The organism is Streptomyces sp. NPDC101181 (genome assembly GCF_044767975.1).
In the GTDB taxonomy this organism is placed as follows: domain Bacteria; phylum Actinomycetota; class Actinomycetes; order Streptomycetales; family Streptomycetaceae; genus Streptomyces.
The window spans coordinates 499374-518002 of record NZ_JBIWOX010000001.1 but is presented as its reverse complement, the minus strand read 5'-3'; the positions used below and the strand labels follow the sequence as shown (position 1 = coordinate 518002).

At 71.7% G+C, this 18629-nt stretch carries 16 protein-coding genes; 5 read left to right on the top strand and 11 right to left on the bottom strand.

The features are described 5' to 3' along the window. Positions 1-32 precede the first annotated feature (32 nt). Positions 33-461, top strand: a complete 429-nt coding sequence (gene sodX, locus ACIRRU_RS02175; protein WP_403675602.1) for a nickel-type superoxide dismutase maturation protease — start codon at positions 33-35, stop codon at positions 459-461. Here sodX and ACIRRU_RS02170 read toward each other — a convergent pair. Beyond that, positions 374-994, bottom strand: a complete 621-nt coding sequence (locus ACIRRU_RS02170; protein ID WP_403675041.1) for a CGNR zinc finger domain-containing protein — start codon at positions 992-994, stop codon at positions 374-376. The two genes, sodX and ACIRRU_RS02170, sit on opposite strands and share 88 nt — an antisense overlap. An 88-nt stretch (positions 995-1082) precedes the next feature. Here ACIRRU_RS02170 and ACIRRU_RS02165 point away from each other — a divergent pair, with 88 nt between their 5' ends. After that, complete coding sequence (locus ACIRRU_RS02165; protein ID WP_363200904.1) at positions 1083-1844, top strand: class I SAM-dependent methyltransferase; 762 nt, start codon at positions 1083-1085, stop codon at positions 1842-1844. Positions 1845-2003: 159 nt separating this feature from the next. On the opposite strand, the gene ACIRRU_RS02160 is transcribed toward ACIRRU_RS02165, so the two are convergent. Genes ACIRRU_RS02160 through ACIRRU_RS02150 form a run of 3 tightly spaced genes read right to left on the bottom strand, consistent with a single transcriptional unit; the run spans position 2004 to position 4724 of the window. Beyond that, positions 2004-2768 (bottom strand): amino acid ABC transporter ATP-binding protein, encoded by a 765-nt coding sequence (locus ACIRRU_RS02160; protein WP_403675037.1) that lies wholly within the window; start codon positions 2766-2768, stop codon positions 2004-2006. Beyond that, positions 2765-3733 (bottom strand): amino acid ABC transporter permease, encoded by a 969-nt coding sequence (locus tag ACIRRU_RS02155; RefSeq protein ID WP_403675035.1) that lies wholly within the window; start codon positions 3731-3733, stop codon positions 2765-2767. Before ACIRRU_RS02155 ends, ACIRRU_RS02160 begins: the two co-directional genes overlap by 4 nt. A gap of 28 nt (positions 3734-3761) precedes the next feature. Next, on the bottom strand, positions 3762-4724 hold the full coding sequence (locus ACIRRU_RS02150; protein WP_403675032.1) for an ABC transporter substrate-binding protein: 963 nt from the start codon (positions 4722-4724) through the stop codon (positions 3762-3764). 524 nt (positions 4725-5248) lie between these two features. Between ACIRRU_RS02150 and ACIRRU_RS02145 the strand changes: the two genes are divergently transcribed. Both ACIRRU_RS02145 and ACIRRU_RS02140 read left to right on the top strand, forming a co-directional pair. Beyond that, complete coding sequence (locus tag ACIRRU_RS02145; RefSeq protein ID WP_403675029.1) at positions 5249-6514, top strand: NADP-dependent malic enzyme; 1266 nt, start codon at positions 5249-5251, stop codon at positions 6512-6514. A gap of 248 nt (positions 6515-6762) precedes the next feature. After that, on the top strand, positions 6763-7731 hold the full coding sequence (locus ACIRRU_RS02140; protein ID WP_403675025.1) for a zinc-binding dehydrogenase: 969 nt from the start codon (positions 6763-6765) through the stop codon (positions 7729-7731). A gap of 328 nt (positions 7732-8059) precedes the next feature. On the opposite strand, the gene ACIRRU_RS02135 is transcribed toward ACIRRU_RS02140, so the two are convergent. Both ACIRRU_RS02135 and ACIRRU_RS02130 read right to left on the bottom strand, forming a co-directional pair. Then, positions 8060-9193, bottom strand: a complete 1134-nt coding sequence (locus ACIRRU_RS02135; protein ID WP_403675022.1) for a helix-turn-helix transcriptional regulator — start codon at positions 9191-9193, stop codon at positions 8060-8062. Position 9194: 1 nt separating this feature from the next. Then, a complete protein-coding gene (locus tag ACIRRU_RS02130) occupies positions 9195-10052 on the bottom strand; it encodes a DUF4097 family beta strand repeat-containing protein (protein ID WP_403675019.1) in 858 nt (285 codons plus the stop codon). A gap of 154 nt (positions 10053-10206) precedes the next feature. On the opposite strand from ACIRRU_RS02130, the gene ACIRRU_RS02125 reads away from it, so the two are divergent. Then, the gene (locus ACIRRU_RS02125) at positions 10207-11046 is read left to right on the top strand and encodes a hypothetical protein (RefSeq protein ID WP_403675015.1); all 840 of its coding nucleotides are present in this window, start codon (positions 10207-10209) and stop codon (positions 11044-11046) included. A gap of 15 nt (positions 11047-11061) precedes the next feature. Here the strand turns inward: ACIRRU_RS02125 and ACIRRU_RS02120 are convergent, their stop codons facing one another. From ACIRRU_RS02120 to ACIRRU_RS02100, 5 genes are all read right to left on the bottom strand, one after another. Further along, the gene (locus ACIRRU_RS02120) at positions 11062-11247 is read right to left on the bottom strand and encodes a DUF6104 family protein (protein ID WP_363200893.1); all 186 of its coding nucleotides are present in this window, start codon (positions 11245-11247) and stop codon (positions 11062-11064) included. Positions 11248-11352: 105 nt separating this feature from the next. Continuing rightward, positions 11353-15204 (bottom strand): multifunctional oxoglutarate decarboxylase/oxoglutarate dehydrogenase thiamine pyrophosphate-binding subunit/dihydrolipoyllysine-residue succinyltransferase subunit, encoded by a 3852-nt coding sequence (locus ACIRRU_RS02115; protein ID WP_403675012.1) that lies wholly within the window; start codon positions 15202-15204, stop codon positions 11353-11355. 300 nt (positions 15205-15504) lie between these two features. After that, positions 15505-16581 carry an ATP-binding protein gene (locus tag ACIRRU_RS02110; RefSeq protein ID WP_403675009.1) on the bottom strand — a complete coding sequence of 359 codons (1077 nt, stop codon included), beginning with the start codon at positions 16579-16581 and terminating at the stop codon, positions 15505-15507. Further along, positions 16578-17315 (bottom strand): response regulator transcription factor, encoded by a 738-nt coding sequence (locus ACIRRU_RS02105; protein ID WP_363200890.1) that lies wholly within the window; start codon positions 17313-17315, stop codon positions 16578-16580. The genes ACIRRU_RS02110 and ACIRRU_RS02105 overlap by 4 nt, the downstream gene beginning before the upstream one ends. 230 nt (positions 17316-17545) lie before the next feature. Next, complete coding sequence (locus ACIRRU_RS02100; RefSeq protein WP_403675006.1) at positions 17546-18268, bottom strand: spermidine synthase; 723 nt, start codon at positions 18266-18268, stop codon at positions 17546-17548. Between the last annotated feature and the right edge of the window lie 361 nt (positions 18269-18629).

The window sequence follows — 18629 nt, the reverse complement described above, 5'->3', positions numbered from 1 at the left end:
GGGTGTCAGCGCGGGAGCGGGAGGTGGCCGAGGTGCCGGAGCGGGGACGGGTGTCCGGAGGCGGACGGGGCGGGCGGCGGCCGTGGCGGGTGGTGGAGGTGACGGGACCCTCGATGGTGCCCACGCTCTACCACGGGGACCTGCTGCTGGTGCAGTACGGTGCGCCGGTGCGCCCCGGGGACGTGGTCATCCTGCTCCACCCCTTCCAGCAGGATCTGCTGGTCGTCAAGCGCGCCACCGAGCGGCGGCCGGGGGGCTGGTGGGTGCGGGGGGACAACACCTTCGCGGGCGGGGACAGCACGGACTACGGGGTCGTCCCCGCCGAGCTGGTCCTCGCCCGGGTGCGGGCCCGCTACCGGCCCCTGGCGAAGGGTCAGCGCTCGCTGAGCGCGGTGGCGGGCTGGGCGCTCTCCGCGCTGCGGCCGGTGCGTTCGGCCTCCTCGCGCTTGCGGGCCCGGTAGGCCGCCACGTTGGCCCGGGTCGCGCAGCGGTCGGAGCAGTAGCGCCGGGACCGGTTGGTGGAGGTGTCCAGGTAGGCGTTGCGGCAGGGCAGCGCCTCGCAGAGGCCGAGCCGGTCCACCCCGTGCCCGGTGAGGTGGAAGGCCAGGCCCATCGCCGCGATGGCCGCGTACCCGGCGGTGGCGTTGGAGGGGTGGTCGGCGAGGTGCATGTGCCAGTCCGGCCTGCCGTCCTCGTCCCGGAAGTCGTGCCCGGAGATCTGCGGGCTCACCGGGAAATCCAGCAGCAGCGAGTTGAGCAGGTCGACCGCGAGAGTCTCCTCGCCGTCGTCGGCCGCCTCGAAGACCGCGCGCAGCCGGGCCCGTACGGAACGGAACCGGGTCACGTCCGACTCCGTCGCCCGCCGGGCCGCCTGCTGGCTGCCGCCGAACAGCTCCCGGACCGCCTCGACGGAGGTGAGCGTGTCCGTGTTGCGGGCCGGCTCCTCGGTGTTGACCAGGCGCACGGCGTAGTCCGAGTAAGAGGCCAGATCCACTTGTAGTCCTTACGGCGTCGGTCTAAAGTCGGGGCATCGGCAAGTGTAATGGTCGAGAGTGATCCATGGGTATTACGAGGAGGTTCGGGTGACGGAGACGGCTTCAGGCACCGACTGGCGGTCCTGGCAGGAGAGCTGGGACCGGCAGCAGGAGTGGTACATGCCCGACCGCGAGGAGCGGTTCCGGGTGATGCTGGACATGGTCGAGGCGGTCGTCGGGCCGGAACCGCGGGTGCTGGACCTCGCGTGCGGTACGGGAAGTATCACGGACCGGCTCTTCCGGCGGTTCCCGGGCGCCACGAGCACCGGTGTCGATCTCGATCCCGCGCTGCTCACCATCGCCCGCGGCACCTTCGAGGGCGACGACCGGGTCACCTTCGTCACCGCCGACCTCAAGGACCCGGACTGGACCGCCCGGCTGCCCCACACCTCGTACGACGCGGTCCTCACCGCCACCGCCCTGCACTGGCTCCACAGCGAACCGCTGGCCGTGCTCTACGGGCAGCTCGGCGGGCTCGTCCGGGACGGCGGGGTCTTCATGAACGCCGACCACACCGTCGACCCCGCCACCCCCCGCATCAACGCCGCCGAGCGCGCCCACCGCCACGCCGCGATGGACCGGGCCAAGGCCGCGGGCGCCCTGGACTGGGCCGAGTGGTGGGCGGTCGCCGCCGAGGACCCGGTGCTCGCCGGACCCACCGCCGAACGCTTCCGGATCTACGGCGAGCACGCGGACGGCGACACCCCCTCCGCCGACTGGCACGCCCGCACGCTCGTCGCCTCCGGTTTCGGTGAGGCCCGCGCGGTCTGGGCCTCGCCCTCGGACAGCCTGGTCCTCGCGGTGAAGTAGCGCCCGCGGAAACAGCGCCCGGTGGAACGGCGACCGGTGGAACGGCGACCGGTGAAGCGGGCCGCGACCACGCGGGGGCGCGGCGCAGCAGGTGCGCGCGAAGGAAAGAGGGCGGTACGGACATGGATTCCGTACCGCCCTCCTCCGTACCGGTCCCGGCTACAGCACCTTCGACAGGAACGACTTCGTCCGGTCGTGCTGCGGGTCCGTCAGCACATCGCGCGGGTGACCCGACTCGACCACCACGCCGTCGTCCATGAAGACGAGCGCGTCACCGACCTCACGGGCGAAGCCCATCTCGTGGGTGACGACGATCATCGTCATCCCGTCGTCGGCGAGGCCCCGCATGACGTCCAGGACGTCGCCCACCAGCTCCGGGTCGAGCGCCGACGTCGGCTCGTCGAAGAGCATCAGCTTCGGCTCCATGGCCAGTGCGCGGGCGATCGCCACGCGCTGCTGCTGGCCGCCGGAGAGCTGCGAGGGGTAGTTCTTCGCCTTGTCGGCGAGGCCCACCCGGTCCAGCAGCTTCTCGGCGCGGGCCCGCGCCACGGCCTTGGCCTCGCCCTTGACCTGGACCGGCGCCTCCATGACGTTCTCCAGCGCCGTCATGTGCGGGAACAGGTTGAAGCGCTGGAAGACCATGCCGATGTCCCGGCGCTGGAGCGCGACCTCGCTGTCCTTGAGCTCGTAGAGCTTGTCGCCCCGCTGCCGGTAGCCGACCAGCTCGCCGTCGACCGAGAGCCGGCCCGCGTTGATCTTCTCCAGGTGGTTGATGCACCGAAGGAAGGTCGACTTGCCGGAGCCGGACGGGCCGATGAGGCAGAACACCTCACGCGGGGCGACCTCCAGGTCGATGCCCTTGAGGATGTGGGCGGCGCCGAAGGACTTGTGGACGCCCTCGGCCTTCACCATGGGAGTGGTCATGAGGAGACACCTCCGGAGGGCCGGTTGCTGAACGCGGCGAGGTTGACCTTGACGCGCTGCCACGGGGTGAGCGGCAGCGAGCGCAGCGAGCCGCGGGCGAAGCGGCGCTCCAGGTAGTACTGGCCGACGCTGAACACGCTGGTCATGACGATGTACCAGATGGACGCGACGAACAGCATCTCCATCACCGCGTACGACGTGGAGCCGATCTGCGAGGTGGAGCGGAGCAGTTCGTTGTAGGTGACCGCGTAGACCAGCGAGGAGGTCTTCAGCATGTTGATGAACTCGTTGCCGGTCGGCGGGATGATCACCCGCAGCGCCTGCGGGAGGACCACGCGGCGCATGGTCTTCGCCTGGGTCATGCCGAGCGCGTGCGACGCCTCGGTCTGGCCCTCGTCGACCGACTGGATGCCCGCGCGGCAGATCTCCGCCATGTACGCGGCCTCGTTCAGGGCCAGGCCCAGCAGGGCGCACATGAACGGCGTCATGACGTCCGTCATCTCGTCCTTGTAGATGAACGGGATGTTCAGGATCGGGAAGATCAGCGCCAGGTTGAACCAGAGCAGCAGCTGTACGTAGACCGGGGTGCCCCGGAAGAACCAGATGTACAGCCAGGCCACCCAGCTGGTGACCGGGTTCTTCGAGAGCCGCATCACGGCCAGGACGACCCCGAGGAGCACGCCCAGCACCATGGCCAGGACGCTGATCAGCAGCGTGCGGCCCGCACCGGCGACGACGTTGCTGTCGAACAGCTTGTCGCCCACCGCCTGCCACTGGATGTTGCCCTGGGAGAAGGCGTAACCGAGGGCGACGAGGAGGCCGATGACCACGGCGCCGCTGATCCAGCGGCCGACGTGACGCACGGGGATGGCCTTGATGTTCTCCGGGGCCGCGGTGGCGGCCGGGGAGACGGACACCTGGCCGGCCGGTGAGCCGGCGGGTGCCTTGTCGAACTTGTCAGTCATGGTGACTGCCCTTCAGTGGAGCGTCCGGTCACTTGCCGCCGTTGACGGCGGCCTTGTCGATCGCTCCCGTACCGGCGCCCCACTTGTCGAGGACCTTCTGGTACGAACCGTCGGCGATGATCGCGTCGACGGCCTCCTTCAGGGCGTCCCGCAGGCCGGCGTTGTCCTTCTTGACGGCGATGCCGAACGGACCGGCGTCGACCTGCTCGCCCACGACCTCGAACGCCTTGCCGCCGTCCGCCTTGCGGGCCAGGTCGACCGCGACCGGGTAGTCGTTGACCCCGGCGACCGCGCCGCCGGACTTGACGCGGGTCTGGGCCTCGGTGTCGTTCTCGAACGACTCGATCTTGACGGCCTGCTTGCCGCCGTCCGTACAGGCCTTGGACTGCTTCTTGAGGGCCTCTTCGTACGTGGTGCCGCGCTGCACCGCCGCGGGCTTCCCGCACAGGTCCTCGATGGACTTGATGTTCTGCGGGTTGCCCTTCTTGGTGTAGACCGCGGTGCCCGCGAGGAAGTAGTCGACGAAGTCGACGCCGGGACCCAGCTTCTTGCCGGAGTCGTCCAGACCCTCCTGGCGCTGCTTGGTGTCCGTGATGGACGACATGGCGATGTCGTGGCGGCCGGAGTTCAGGGCGGTGATCAGACCGTCGAAGGAGCCGGAGGTGAACTCGAACTTCACCCCCAGCTGCTTGCCGAGCGCCGCGGCGATGTCGGGGTCGACGCCCACGATCCGGCCGTTCTCGACGGACTCCATCGGGGCGTACTCGGCGTTCGTGCCGACCTTGATCACACCCGACGTGCGGTACTTCTCCGGCAGCTTGGAGAACAGCGGTGCGCCGGCCTTGCTGGCCGTGTCGTCGCCGCTCCCGGAGGAGGCACCCTCGGTCTGGTCGCCGCAGGCGGTGAGCAGCAGGGCGCCGGCGACCGCGATGGCGCCGGCCGCCGCGATCCGGGCCCTGGCGGTCGTACGACGCGTGGTGCTTGCGGTCATGTCGGGATCCTCCGGCAGATGAGGGAGAGGTGCTGGTGGGCGGCTTGGCACGCACCTTCGAGTGTCGCCACCTTGTGTGATGACGGCATCCTGCCATTCGGACCGGCCACCTCAGGGTCCCCGCCATGTCAAAATCGGATAACGGGCGACCCCCGAACGTCAACGGCCGGTACGTCATGACCGGACCTTCTGTGGTGATTCGTTCCTCCCGCCGGAGAATCTTCGGTACGTCACGGGTGTCGAGTGGCATTTATGCCGGTTTGCCGACTTGTCCAGAAATTCGACTATGAGTCACGTCACCGCATCGGTATGGACTCGTCCGTAACACCGTTCGTCCGGTAAGAAAGACGTTTACACCCCTCATCCGGGGCTCAGGGCGCGTGTGCGGCGCGCCCGCGCGTACGTACCACTCCCCGCCGGGACGGGCCAACCGTCCGGTGCGGGGCACGTACGCGGTGCCCGCCCACCCCTCCTCAACCAGGAGTGGCCACCCTCACACGATGAAGACTTAAGGGGTCAACACCATGGCAGCGGAGATCGTCAATCCTCGCAGCGACAGCACGGCCGGCAGCACGACCGGCAGCGCCACCGACCGTGGCGTCCCGCGCCCGAGCGCGGCGGGGGGCGGGGCCGACGAGCCCTTCGATCCGGCCTTCGCCCTGCACCGGGGCGGAAAGATGGCCGTGCGGGCCACCGTCCCGATCCGGGACAAGGACGACCTTTCCCTGGCGTACACGCCCGGCGTGGCGAAGGTGTGCAGCGCCATCGCCGAGCAGCCCGAACTGGTCCACGACTACACCTGGAAGTCCCAGGTCGTGGCCGTCGTGACGGACGGCACCGCCGTCCTCGGCCTCGGCGACATCGGGCCCGAGGCGTCCCTCCCGGTGATGGAGGGCAAGGCGATCCTCTTCAAGCAGTTCGGCGGCGTCGACGCGGTGCCGATCGCGCTCGCGACCACCGACACCGACGAGATCGTCGACACCGTCGTCCGGCTCGCCCCCTCCTTCGGCGGGGTCAACCTGGAGGACATCTCGGCACCCCGCTGCTTCGAGATCGAGCGCAAGCTCCAGGAGCGGCTGGACATCCCGGTCTTCCACGACGACCAGCACGGCACCGCCGTCGTCACCCTCGCCGCCCTCCGCAACGCCGTCAGGCTCTCCGGCCGCACGCTCGGCGACCTGCGCGGCGTCATCTCCGGCGCGGGCGCGGCGGGCGTGGCCATCGCCAAGTTCCTGCTGGAGGCGGGGATCGGCGATGTGGCGGTCGCCGACCGCAAGGGCGTCGTCAGCCGGGACCGCGACGACCTCACCGAGGTCAAGCGCGAAGTGGCCGAGCTGACCAACCGGGCGGGGATCTCCGGCTCGCTGGAGAAGGCGCTCGCCGGGGCGGACGTCTTCATCGGCGTCTCCGGCGGCACGGTCCCGGAGGCGGCGGTGGCCTCGATGGCCCCCGGCGCGTACGTCTTCGCGATGGCCAACCCGAACCCGGAGGTCCACCCGGAGGTCGCGCACAAGTACGCGGCCGTCGTGGCGACCGGGCGTTCGGACTTCCCCAACCAGATCAACAACGTGCTGGCCTTCCCCGGCATCTTCGCGGGCGCCCTCCAGGTCCGGGCCTCCCGGATCACCGAGGGCATGAAGATCGCCGCGGCGAACGCCCTCGCGGACGTGGTGGGCGACGAACTGGCCGCCGACTACGTCATCCCGTCGCCGTTCGACGAGCGGGTCGCCCCGGCGGTCACCGCGGCGGTGGCCGCGGCGGCCCGTGCGGAGGGCGTGGCGCGACGCTGACACCGCACTGAGCGGCAACCGACCGGGCGGGGCCTGTACGCGTACGGGCCCCGCCCGCGCGTGCCGGGCGACCACCGCCGAACTCGTCGCCGATGCGCTCGGGTACGGGCCCCGCTCGCGCGCCAGGTCCTCCGGTGCCGGATCCTCCGGTGCCGGGGCCGCCTGCGGCGGGGGCGGCCCGGCTCACTTGGCGTGCGTCACACCCGCGGGCGGTTACGCGCCCGTCCCGCCCCGCCTATCGTCGAGCCATGTTCGCCGCCTACGCCGCCCGCATCGACCCCGACCAGCCCCTCGACGGCCTTGAGCTGGGCGAGCGCCCGGCGCCCGAGGCCCGGCCGGGGTGGACCACCGTCACCGTCCGGGCCGCCTCCCTCAACCACCACGACCTCTGGTCCCTGCGGGGCGTGGGACTCTCCCCGGACCGGCTGCCGATGATCCTGGGCTGCGACGCCGCGGGCGTCGACCAGGACGGCAACGAGGTCGTCCTGCACTCCGTCATCGGGCAGTCGGGGCACGGCGTCGGGCCGAAGGAGCCGCGCTCCATCCTGACCGAGCGCTACCAGGGCACCTTCGCCGAACAGGTCACCGTGCCCACCTGGAATGTGCTGCCCAAACCGAAGGAACTCTCCTTCGAGGAGGCAGCCTGCCTGCCGACCGCCTGGCTCACCGCCTACCGGATGCTGTTCACCAACGCCGGGGTGCGGCCCGGCGACTCCGTCCTCGTGCAGGGCGCGGGCGGCGGCGTCGCCACGGCCGCGATCGTGCTCGGGAAGGCCGCCGGGCTGCGGGTCTTCACCACCAGCCGGGACGCGGCCAAGCGGGCGCGGGCGGTCGAACTCGGCGCGCTGGAGGCGTACGAGCCCGGCGCCCGGCTCCCGCAGCGCGTGGACGCGGTCATCGAGACCGTCGGGGCCGCCACCTGGTCGCACTCCGTCAAGTCGCTGCGCCCCGGCGGCACGCTGGTCATCTCGGGCGCCACCAGCGGGGACCGCCCCGCCCACGCCGAGCTGACCCGGATCTTCTTCCTGGAACTGCGGGTCGTGGGCTCCACCATGGGGTCCAAGGACGAGCTGGAGGACCTGCTCGCCTTCTGCGCGAACACCGGGGTGCGGCCGGTCATCGACCAGGTGCTGCCGCTGGACCGGGCCCGAGAGGGGTTCGAACGGCTGGAGTCCGGCGACCTGTTCGGGAAGATCGTGCTTCGCCCGACCCCGTAGACCGCGTCAAGCACCGAGCGCCACTTCCGCGACCTGCGGGCACGCGGCTTCACCTGTCCCTGCCGCCGTCCGCCCACGGCTGGCGGGTCTCCGTCGCCGGGCCGGGCCGCCTGCTGGGTGGCGAGGCCCGGCACGGGGGCCGCCTGCTGGTCCTCGCCCGGCCCGGGGCGCGGGTGGAGGTGACCGCGCGGGGCAGCGGGCCGCACGGGCCAACTGACCGCCCCTGAAGGGTTCCTGCCGCGTCCCTGGCTACCCTCGACGCCTCCGCGGCCCTCCGCGCCGTCGCCCCGGCCCCGCGAAGCCGGTCACGCCGGCCCCGCGAAGCCGGTCACCCCTGAGCGCCGTCGCCATCGCCGTCCCGGGTCTCCGGCGTGAGCAGCGCTTCGATCCGCGCCGCCGCCGCGCCCAAGTGGCGGCGGGCCTCGGCGAGCTGGGCCCCGGACACCCCGTGGTCGCGGGCCGCGTCCCGGACCCCGTCGCGGAAGCGGTCGAGCAGCCGGTCCAGATCGCGCACCGGGTCGTCCGTGACCGGGACGTCTCCGGCCCAGTCCGGGCGCGCACCCTCAGCGGCGGATCCGTCGGCGGCGGACCTGGCGTCGGCGGACCCGGCGTCGGCGGTGGTGTCCTTCGCGAACGGGTCGGGCCCCGGAGCCGGGGCCGCGCCCCGGTCACCCTGCTCCGGCTTGCCGAACGGGGGCCAGGTGCCCGTCCGGGCGAAGCCGCCGAGCTGGCCGGTGATCTCGGCGAGGCCCTCCCGTACGCCGGAGGGCCAGTCGCCCCGCGCGAAGTGCTCCTGGACCTGGCGGGCGGCGGTCTGCATCTGCTCGCGCGCCCGGTCCTGGGCCTCCTTCGCCTGGCGGCGGGCCTGCTGCGCGTCCTCGCGGGCCCGCCGGGACTCGTCCTTGGCCCGGCGGGCCTGCTCCTTCCACTCCTGCTTCGCCCGGCGCAGCTCCTCCTTGGCCGAGCGCCACGCCTCGCTGTCCCCGAGATCGCCCAGGGCGCCGAAGTCCCCGAAGTCGCCGAAGGGGGAGGACTGCCGGTCCCGGGGCCCGGCGCCCCCGTTGTCCGCGCCGTGCCGGGACTCGGAGGCGGCCGCCCGCATGTCGCTGCGCAGCCGGCCCGCCGCACCGCGGACGTCGTCGCGGATCTCGGCGGCCAGCCCGGCCACCGATTCGCGGATCTCCAGCTCCAGGTCGGCCAGTTCGCCGCCGCGGCCCGCCAGTTCCTCGCGGCCCGCCTCGGTGATCGAGTAGACCTTGCGGCCGCCCTCGGTCGCGTGGGTGACCAGGCCCTCGGCCTCCAGCTTGGCCAGCCGCGGGTAGACCGTGCCCGCGGAGGGGGCGTACAGGCCCTGGAAGCGCTCCTCCAGCAGGCGGATGACCTCGTAGCCGTGGCGGGGCGCCCCGTCCAGGAGCTTGAGCAGGTACAGGCGCAGGCGGCCGTGGGCGAACACGGGGGGCATCTCAGAGAACCTTTCCGGTCGGCTCGGCGGCGTACGCGTCGTCCTCGGCGGGCGGCCTGCGCAGGAGGGCGATGGAACCGGACACGGTCGTCGCCCGGAGGCTGCCCGTCCCGGCGCCCAGCGTGCCGGTGATCTTCTTGGCCCCCCACTGTCCGCCGACCCGCAGGTCCTCGAAGGCGTTGGACACGGCCCCGCTCGCGGTGTTCGCCTCGACCTTCGCGTCCGCCGGGTGCGGCAGCCGGATCGCGATCTCGCCCGAGACCGTGGTCAGCCGGATGTCCGTGGGCTTCCCCGACGGGTCGACGTCCAGCACCATGTCCCCGCTGACCGTCTCGGCCCGGACCGAGGCCCCCGCCCCGTCCACCACCGTCAGGTCCCCGGCCACGGAGTGGAACCGCAGGTCCCCCGTGACGCCCTGCGCCTCCAGGCTGCCCGACACGGACTCCCCGCGCACCGCCCCGGTCAGCCCGACCAGCGTGGAGTCGCCGGAGATGCCGCGGACCTCCGTACGCCCGTCGATGCCGGAGACGACGGCCCCGGCGCCGATCACACCGACCTCCACCGAGGCGGCGGCCGGGACCACCAGGGAGACCACCGCGCTGCGGCGGCGGCCCTTCGGGTCGAACCAGCGCAGCAGGTCCTGCCAGGGCAGATCCTCGTACGCCACGGTGAGGCGGCCGTCCTTCTGGGTCACGATCAGCGGCGGGCCGTCGATCGCGGAGACCTCCAGCCGGGCGCCCGGCTCATCGGTCCCGACGACGTTGACCGTGCCGTCGACGACGCGGACGCTGAGCGCCGTCACCGGATCCTCGAAGGTCAGCCTCTGGGGCTCGGCTACGGCCCACGTCGACACAGGCATGGATGTGACCTCCTGGAAAGCGTGACGACGCAACATATCGCGTCTCGTACGGAACACGATATATCGCGGATGAGGGAAGTCAAGGCCGGGGCGGGGGTCGCTACCCCGGGGCGAAGTACATCAAAGGCAGGCAAATTGCCCTAGCGTGTGAGCCATGAACGCGACAGCCACCGGAGCCCTCCTGCTGTGCCGGGCCGACCCCGAGACCGTCCGGCCGCTCGCCCACCTGCTGCGCGAGCCCCTGCTGCTCACCCGGGCCGGCCAGGGCTGGTCCGTACTCGTCCCCGAGGGGAAGCCGTGGCGGACCGACGGGGCGGGGGAGACGGCCGAGCCGGTGGACCGGGTGCTCGGCGGCTGGGCGACCGCCCTCGCCGTCGGCTCCACCTGGCCGGTGCTCGCCCTGTGGTGGGACGCCGACCGGGCCGGATACACCCTCGCCGCCGGATTCCGCCGCCCCGTGGGCTACGTCTGGCTCGCCGACGGCACCCCGGCGGGCGAGGACGAGGCCATGCGCACCTTCGCGGCCCGGCTCGGCCTCGACCCGGTGCTGGACGTCCAGGCGCTGGAACGGCTCACCCGACCCGACCCCGACGCGAACGGGGAGACCCGGCTGCGCGGCCTGCTCGCGGCCCTCACCGCCACGGGCGTGACCCTGCCCGCGGGCCTCACGCCCGGCGAGAGCGCGGACCGGCTGCGCGGTGTCGCGGGCGTCCAGCCCGGGGTGGAGCGCGTCGAGTGGGCCGGATGGCGTGACGCCGTACGCGTCGAACTCGACGCGGTCGAGAGCGGCCGGATGGGCCCGTGGCTGCGCGGACCCCGGGCCCGCGCCCTGGCGGCCGCCCAGCTCACGGCCGGGGTCCCGCTGCTGCTGTGGGGCGCCCGCCGCCGCAGCGGGGGCTGGGCCGCGGCCGGGGCGCTGCTGCTGGCGCAGGGCGCGCTGGGACTCGCGTACGAACGGGCCAGGGCCCGGCGTCCGGCGGCCGGGGAGCGGTGACCCGGAGCGGGGGCCCTACGCGTCCTCGTCGTCCTCGTCGTCCAGGCGGGCCAGCCAGGTCGCCAGACGCTCGACGGGCACCTCGAAGTCGGGGTTGAGATCGACGAAGGCCCGCAGCTGCTCGGCGAGCCACTCGAAGGTGACCTCCTCCTCGCCGCGCCGCTTCTCCAGTTCCTCGATGCCACGGTCCGTGAAGTACATGCGCACAGGATATCGAGGCATACAACGCCGAAGGCCCGGCCCCACGAGCGTGGGGCCGGGCCTCTGCCGGCGAGGTGGCGTACGGGACGTCCGCGCGCCGGGGCCTCAGGCCTCGAAGACCTCCTCGACCAGCTGCGTCTGCTCCGCCTGGTGACGCTTGGCCGAGCCGACCGCCGGGGACGAGCCGCGCGGCCGCGAGATGCGGCGCAGGCGCTCGCCGTGCGGCACGTCCGAACCGACCGCCAGGTCCAGGTGGTCGATCAGGTTGAGGGCGATGAACGGCCACGCACCCTGGTTCGCCGGCTCCTCCTGGGCCCACAGGTACTTCTCGGCGTTCGGGTACTTCGCGATCTCCGCCTGGATCTCCGCACCCGGCAGCGGATACAGCCGCTCCAGCCGGATGATCGCGGTCTCCGTGTCGCCGCGCTTCTCCCGCTCGGCGTCCAGGTCGTAGAACAGCTTGCCCGCACAGAAGACGACCTTGCGGACGTTCTCCGCCGTGACCGTGGAGTCGCCGATCACCGGGCGGAAGCCGCCGGAGGTGAACTCCTCGATCGTCGACGCGGCGGCCTTGAGCCGCAGCATGGACTTCGGGGTGAAGACGATCAGCGGCTTGTGGTGCGGGTTGTGCACCTGCCAGCGCAGCAGGTGGAAGTAGTTCGACGGCAGGGTCGGCATCGCGACCGTCATGTTGTCCTGCGCGCACATCTGGAGGAAGCGCTCCGGGCGGGCGGAGCTGTGGTCCGGGCCCTGGCCCTCGTAGCCGTGCGGCAGCAGCAGCGTGACGCCGGAGGTCTGGCCCCACTTCTGCTCGGCCGAGGAGATGAACTCGTCCACGACGGTCTGCGCGCCGTTGACGAAGTCACCGAACTGGGCCTCCCAGATGACCAGCGACTCCGGGCGGGCCAGTGAGTAGCCGTACTCGAAGCCCATCGCCGCGTACTCGCTGAGGAGCGAGTCGTAGACGTTGTACCGGGCCTGCTCGTCGGCCAGGTACAGCAGCGGGGTGTAGTCCTCGCCGGTGACCTGGTCGACCAGGACCGCGTGGCGCTGGCCGAAGGTGCCGCGGCGGCTGTCCTGACCGGCCAGGCGGACCGGGGTGCCCTCCATCAGCAGCGACCCGATGGCCAGTGTCTCGCCCATGCCCCAGTCGATGGTCCCGTTCTCCACCGATGCGGCGCGGCGCTGCATCTGCGGCATCAGACGCGAGTGCACGGTGATCGACTCGGGGATGTTGACCTGGGACTCGGCGATCCGCTTGACGACCTCCGCGGAGACCGCGGTGTCCAGCGCCACCGGGAACGCGGCCTGCGGCTCCGGGACGTGCGGGGCGGCGGGCTGCGAGGTGGCCTCGCGGACCTCCGCGAACACCTTCTCCAGCTGGCCCTGGAAGTCCTGGAGAGCCTGCTCCGCCTCTTCCAGCGTGATGTCGCCGCGACCGATGAGGGACTCGGTGTAGAGCTTGCGCACCGAGCGCTTCTTGTCGATCAGGGTGTACATCTGCGGGTTGGTGAACTCCGGGTTGTCGCCCTCGTTGTGACCGCGGCGGCGGTAGCAGATGAGGTCGATGACGACGTCCTTGTTGAACGCCTGCCGGAACTCGAAGGCGAGCCGCGCGACGCGGACCACGGCCTCCGGGTCGTCGCCGTTGACGTGGATGATCGGCGCCTCGATCATGCGCGCCACGTCGGTGGCGTACATCGAGGAGCGCGAGGACTCCGGGGCGGCGGTGAAGCCGACCTGGTTGTTGATCACCACGTGCACGGTGCCGCCGGTGCGGTAGCCGCGCAGCTGCGACATGTTGAGCGTCTCGGCGACGACGCCCTGGCCCGCGAAGGCCGCGTCGCCGTGGAGTGCGATGGGCAGGACCGTGAAGTCCGTGCCGCCCTTGTTGATGATGTCCTGCTTGGCGCGGGCGATGCCCTCCAGGACCGGGTCGACCGCCTCCAGGTGCGAGGGGTTGGCGGCCAGCGAGACCTTGATCTGCTCGCCGTCCAGACCGGTGAAGGTGCCCTCGGCGCCCAGGTGGTACTTGACGTCCCCGGAGCCGTGCATCGAGCGCGGGTCGAGGTTGCCCTCGAACTCCCGGAAGATCTGGGCGTACGACTTGCCGACGATGTTCGCCAGCACGTTCAGGCGGCCGCGGTGGGCCATGCCGATGACGACCTCGTCGAGGCGGGCCTCGGCGGCGGAGTCCAGGACGGCGTCGAGCAGCGGGATGACGGACTCGCCGCCCTCCAGCGAGAACCGCTTCTGGCCGACGTACTTCGTCTGGAGGAAGGTCTCGAACGCCTCCGCGGCGTTCAGCCGGCGCAGGATGCGCAGCTGCTCCTCACGCTCGGGCTTCGGGCGCGGGCGCTCCACCCGGTCCTGGAGCCACTTGCGCTGCTTCGGGTCCTGGATGTGCATGAACTCGATGCCGGTGGTGCGGCAGTACGACTCGCGCAGCACGCCCAGGATGTCGCGGAGCTTCATCATCGTCTTGCCGGCGAACCCGCCGACCGCGAAGTCCCGCTCCAGGTCCCACAGGGTCAGGCCGTGCTCGGTGATGTCCAGGTCGGGGTGCTTGCGCTGGTGGTACTCCAGCGGGTCGGTGTCGGCCATGACGTGGCCCCGGACCCGGTAGGAGTGGATCAGCTCGAAGACCCGAGCGGCCTTGGTGACGTCGTCGTCGTGCGAGGCGTCGATGTCCTTGAGCCAGCGGACCGGCTCGTAGGGGATGCGCAGCGCCTTGAAGATCTCGTCGTAGAACTCGTCCTCGCCCAGCAGCAGCTGGGACAGCACGCGCAGGAACTCGCCGGAGGCGGCGCCCTGGATGACCCGGTGGTCGTAGGTCGACGTGAGCGTCATGACCTTGGAGATGCCGAGCTTGTTGAGGGTGTCCTGCGAGGTGCCCTGGAACTCCGCCGGGTAGTCCATCGCGCCGACGCCCATGATGAGGCCCTGACCGGGCATCAGGCGGGGCACCGAGTGCACGGTGCCGATGCCGCCGGGGTTGGTCAGCGAGGCGGTGACGCCGGTGAAGTCGTCCATGCCGAGCTTGCCGATGCGGGCGCGCCGGACGATGTCCTCGTACGCCTGCCAGAACTCGAAGAAGTTGAGCGTCTCGGCCTTCTTGATGGCCGCGACGACCAGCTGGCGGTCGCCGTTCGGCTTCACCAGGTCGATGGCGAGACCCAGGTTGATGTGCTCCGGCTTGACCAGGGTCGGCTTGCCGTCCTTCTCCGCGAAGGAGTAGTTCATCGACGGCATGGCCTTGAGGGCCTGCACCATCGCGTACCCGATGAGGTGCGTGAAGGAGATCTTCCCGCCGCGGGCGCGCTTGAGGTGGTTGTTGATGACGATGCGGTTGTCGAAGAGCAGCTTCACCGGGACCGCGCGGACGGACGTGGCCGTCGGCAGCTCCAGCGAGGCGTTCATGTTCTTCGCGACGGCGGCCGAGGGGCCGCGCAGCGTCACGTACTCCGGACCGGCCGGGGCCTCGGTGGACTCGTCGGCCTTGGGCTTCGCCTTGGCGGGCGCGGCGGCGGGCTTCGCGGCCGCGGGCTTCGACGCGGCGGGCTTCGCCGGGGCCGGGGCGGAGGCGCCGTCAGCCTGCTTGGCCGGGGCCTGCTCGGCCTGGGCGGGAGCCGCCTTCGCCGGAGCCGCCGGGGCGGCGGCCTGCGCGGGCTTGGCGGGGGCGGCCTGCGCCGGGGCGGTCGCGGCCGGGGCTTCGCTCACCGCGGCCCCCGAGGCGCCGGCGCCGGGAGCGGGCTTGTCCGCCGCGCCGGACGAACCCGGCTTGTAGTCGGCGAAGAAGTCCCACCAGGCGCGGTCGACCGAACTGGGATCCTGGAGGTACTGCTGGTAGATCTCGTCGACGAGCCATTCGTTGGCGCCGAACGCGGCGGCCGGGTTGGTGCCCGGACCGGTCTGGTCGGTCGAGACGCTTGAGTTACTGGGGGACTGAGACGACACGGCGGCAACCGCCCTCTTCCGCTTCACAAGGTGATGGACAGCGGAAATCAAGGCTACGCCCCCCAAACCGTTCCTTGCAGACCGGGCCGGTGCTTCGTCGTGCACATCACATCGGAAGGCGGGTTTCGGCGCAGGAAATGGCGGGAAGCCAGCGAGGTTCCACTGCACTCCGGAACACGCAGGACCGTGGATACGGTCGTCCGACCGTATCTCCTCCGGCAGGGACATGGAGAACGCACCCTTCCGGTTCGAACTCCAGGGCCCGTCCTCGAACTCCGGGGCCCGCCGTCAACCGTGTCGTCAACCGCGCTGCTCGGGAATGCCCGGAAGGGTGACCTGGATGCGGCAGCCCCGCGCGGATTCGGCCACTCCGATCCGCCCGCCGTGCAGATCCACCGCCCAGTGGGCGATCGCCAGCCCCAGCCCCGTACCGCCGTCGCTGCCGGGGCCGTGCGGGGACGGCGCCTGGCCCCGGTTGAACCGCTCGAACACCCGGTGGCGCTCCGCCTCCGGGATGCCGGGGCCCTCGTCGACGACCTCCAGCTCCAGCGACTCCGGGTGCGCGCCGCGCCGCGCCAGCACCGTGACCCGGCCGTGCGGCGGGCTGTGCTTGACCGCGTTGTCGATGAGGTTGGCGACCACCTGGTGCAGGCGCTCGGCGTCCGCGTGCGCGGTGAGCTCCGGCGGCGACACGTCCAGATGCAGGTGGACATCCGTACGGGAGTGGTTGCCCGAACCCGACGACAGGCGTCGCTGCGAGGCGGCGAGATTGGCTTCTTTCAGTACGCCCGAAAGATACGGCCACACCTCGAAACGGCGTGCCTTGAGCGCGACCACCCCGTTGTCCAGACGGGACAGATCCAGCAGCGTCTCCACCAGCCGGCCGAGCCGCTCCGTCTGCTTCAGCGCCGTGCGCATCGTCTCGGGGTCGGCGGCCGACACCCCGTCCACCACGTTCTCCAGCACGGCCCGCAGCGCCGCGATGGGCGTGCGCAGCTCGTGGCTGACGTTGGCGACGAGCTCCTTGCGGTGCCGGTCCTCCGCCTCCAGATCGTCCGCCATGCGGTTGATCGTCTGCGCCAGGTCGCCCAGCTCGTCCCGCCGCCCGGCGCCGCTGACCCGGCGGGTGTAGTCGCCGTGCGAGATGGACCGGGCCACCGCTCTCATCTCGTCCAGCGGCGCGGTCAGACCGTGCGCCACGAACTGGGTGATCAGCAGCGTGGCGATCACCGAGAACACGGTGATGAACTGGAACTCGGTCCGCGTCCGCAGGGCGACGATCAGCAGCCCGGTGGTGATGAACACCGACACCACGACGAGCGTGCCGAGCTTGGCCTTGATGGAGAAGGGCCGCATCGTGGGCCCTGGCCGGCTCATGGCGCCGGAGTCTCCAGGGCGTAGCCCACGCCGTGCACCGTACGGATGCGCTCCGCGCCGATCTTCCGGCGCAGCGCCTTGATGTGGCTGTCGACCGTGCGGGTGCCGGAGGCGTCCGCCCAGTCCCACACCTCCGCCAGCAGCTGCTCCCGGGAGAGCACGGCGCGCGGGGTGTTGGCGAGGCAGACCAGCAGGTCGAACTCGGTGGGCGTGAGGTGGACGTCATCGGCGCGCACCCGGACCCGGCGCTGCGCGTGGTCGATCTCCAGCTCGCCCAGGCGCAGTATCCCGCTGCGCGGCGTGACGGCGGCCAGCGCCGCCCGCTCCACCCGGCGCAGCAGCACGTGCACCCGGGCGGCCAGCTCGCGCATGGAGAACGGCTTGGTCATGTAGTCGTCGGCGCCGACCCCGAGGCCGACCAGCATGTCCGTCTCGTCGTCGCGCGCGGTGAGCATCAGCACCGGCACCGGGCGCGAGGCCTGCACCCGGCGGCAGACCTCCAGACCGTCGAAGCCCGGAAGCATGATGTCGAGCACCATCAGGTCCGGCTGCCAGGCCTCGGCCGCGTCCACGGCCGCCGGGCCGTCCAGCGCGGTCTGCACGAGGAACCCCTCCGCCCGCAGCCGGGCGGAGATGGCGTCGACGATCGTCGCGTCGTCCTCGACCACCAGCACACGGCGCTGAGCGCCGGGAGTGGCCGCGACGCCGTTATGGGTGGTGTGTGTCTGTTCCATCGCCCCGCCCCTGCCCGTTCCCGCGGGAGCCATTCCCGGAGGCACGGTCTTCGCTCGTGGATTTCGTGGGTGATCCGTGTGCCGGTCAGCAGCGTAAAGGCAGCGGAGGGCTCCCGGCTACGCAGGGTGTTGCCCCGAAGGTGCCCGCTCGCGGCGGTCGGGCGGGCGGATCGTCGGCCTTGTGCCGGTTGACCCGTGCCAGCGCCGGGCGGGGGGTGCCCGGGAGGGGGTCAGGCGGGCCGGAGTGCGAGATGGACCACGTCGGGCACACCTCGGGCAACGGCGATCTCTTCGGTCCTAACCTCACTGAATCCGGCATTCCGCAGCGCCTGCTCGAAAGCGGGTGACGGCTGCGCGGACCAGACGGCGAGCACTCCGCCGGGGTGCAGCCGGTCGCGGCAGTGCGCCAGGCCGGTGGCCGAATAGAGGCCGGTGTTGCCCTCCGTGACCGTCCAGTCGGGTCCGTTGTCGATGTCCAGGCACAGTGCGTCGTAACGCTCCGTGGCGGTACGGAGGTGGTCCACCAGGTCCGCACGCAGGATCGCGGTCCGGGGGTCGGCGAGCGCGGCCCCGGAGATCCGCCCCAGCGGCCCGTCCCGGTGCCAGTCGACGATCGCCTCCTCCCGCTCCACGACCACGATCCGCCCCCAGCGCCCCTCCTCGGCGGCCCGCACCAGCGAGAACCCCACCCCGAGCCCGCCGATCAGTACGGAGGGGCCTCTCCGTCCGGCGGGCAGGGCGGCCAGCGCGGCGTCGACCAGCAGCCGCTCGGAGCGCCCGTCGGAGGTGTCCATCAGGAAACAGCCGTTGGCGATGATCTCGAAGTGCTCCCCACGCCCCCGCAGCACCACCTCCCCGAACGGACCGTCGCGTCGGTCCAGCACGACGGGAGCCTCGGCGGCCCGGCCGGAACGCGCCGGGGCCAGGTCGTCGGGAGCGGGCGTCGAGGACATGGCGTGGGCTCTCCGTTCTCTGGCCGAGGCAGTCGGCACCCGCCCATCCTCATGTCCGGCCCCCACCCGGCGCCACCGAAAAAGGGGCGGAGCTCAGGGCCGGGGGAGGGCGCGCGGAGATCGGAGCGGCCGGGAACAGCCGACCCTCCCGGAACGCTCCCCTACATACAGGTGCTGTGCGGCCGCTGCATACAGGCGCTGTGCGGGGTGCCTGTCCGCGATCGCTCCGGGAACCCGTCGGCGCCGTGCCGGACGCGGCGGGGCAGGGGCGGCAACGGGTGATCGCTCAGAGCGAACAGGGGCCGGGGAACATTCGGCGGCTCAGGAGCATTGAGTCCACATAGCTCAACTTGCCTGCCGA

What these genes read in the sequence shown, in the direction of transcription:
- ACIRRU_RS02160 (WP_403675037.1), bottom strand. Translation starts at nt 2,768, where the DNA reads ATGACCACTCCCATGGTGAAGGCCGAGGGCGTCCACAAGTCCTTCGGC.
- ACIRRU_RS02155 (WP_403675035.1), bottom strand. Translation starts at nt 3,733, where the DNA reads ATGACTGACAAGTTCGACAAGGCACCCGCCGGCTCACCGGCCGGCCAG.
- ACIRRU_RS02150 (WP_403675032.1), bottom strand. Translation starts at nt 4,724, where the DNA reads ATGACCGCAAGCACCACGCGTCGTACGACCGCCAGGGCCCGGATCGCG.
- ACIRRU_RS02145 (WP_403675029.1), top strand. Translation starts at nt 5,249, where the DNA reads ATGGCAGCGGAGATCGTCAATCCTCGCAGCGACAGCACGGCCGGCAGC.
- ACIRRU_RS02140 (WP_403675025.1), top strand. Translation starts at nt 6,763, where the DNA reads ATGTTCGCCGCCTACGCCGCCCGCATCGACCCCGACCAGCCCCTCGAC.
- ACIRRU_RS02135 (WP_403675022.1), bottom strand. Translation starts at nt 9,193, where the DNA reads ATGCCCCCCGTGTTCGCCCACGGCCGCCTGCGCCTGTACCTGCTCAAG.
- ACIRRU_RS02130 (WP_403675019.1), bottom strand. Translation starts at nt 10,052, where the DNA reads ATGCCTGTGTCGACGTGGGCCGTAGCCGAGCCCCAGAGGCTGACCTTC.
- ACIRRU_RS02125 (WP_403675015.1), top strand. Translation starts at nt 10,207, where the DNA reads ATGAACGCGACAGCCACCGGAGCCCTCCTGCTGTGCCGGGCCGACCCC.
- ACIRRU_RS02120 (WP_363200893.1), bottom strand. Translation starts at nt 11,247, where the DNA reads ATGTACTTCACGGACCGTGGCATCGAGGAACTGGAGAAGCGGCGCGGC.
- ACIRRU_RS02110 (WP_403675009.1), bottom strand. Translation starts at nt 16,581, where the DNA reads ATGAGCCGGCCAGGGCCCACGATGCGGCCCTTCTCCATCAAGGCCAAG.
- ACIRRU_RS02105 (WP_363200890.1), bottom strand. Translation starts at nt 17,315, where the DNA reads ATGGAACAGACACACACCACCCATAACGGCGTCGCGGCCACTCCCGGC.
- ACIRRU_RS02100 (WP_403675006.1), bottom strand. Translation starts at nt 18,268, where the DNA reads ATGTCCTCGACGCCCGCTCCCGACGACCTGGCCCCGGCGCGTTCCGGC.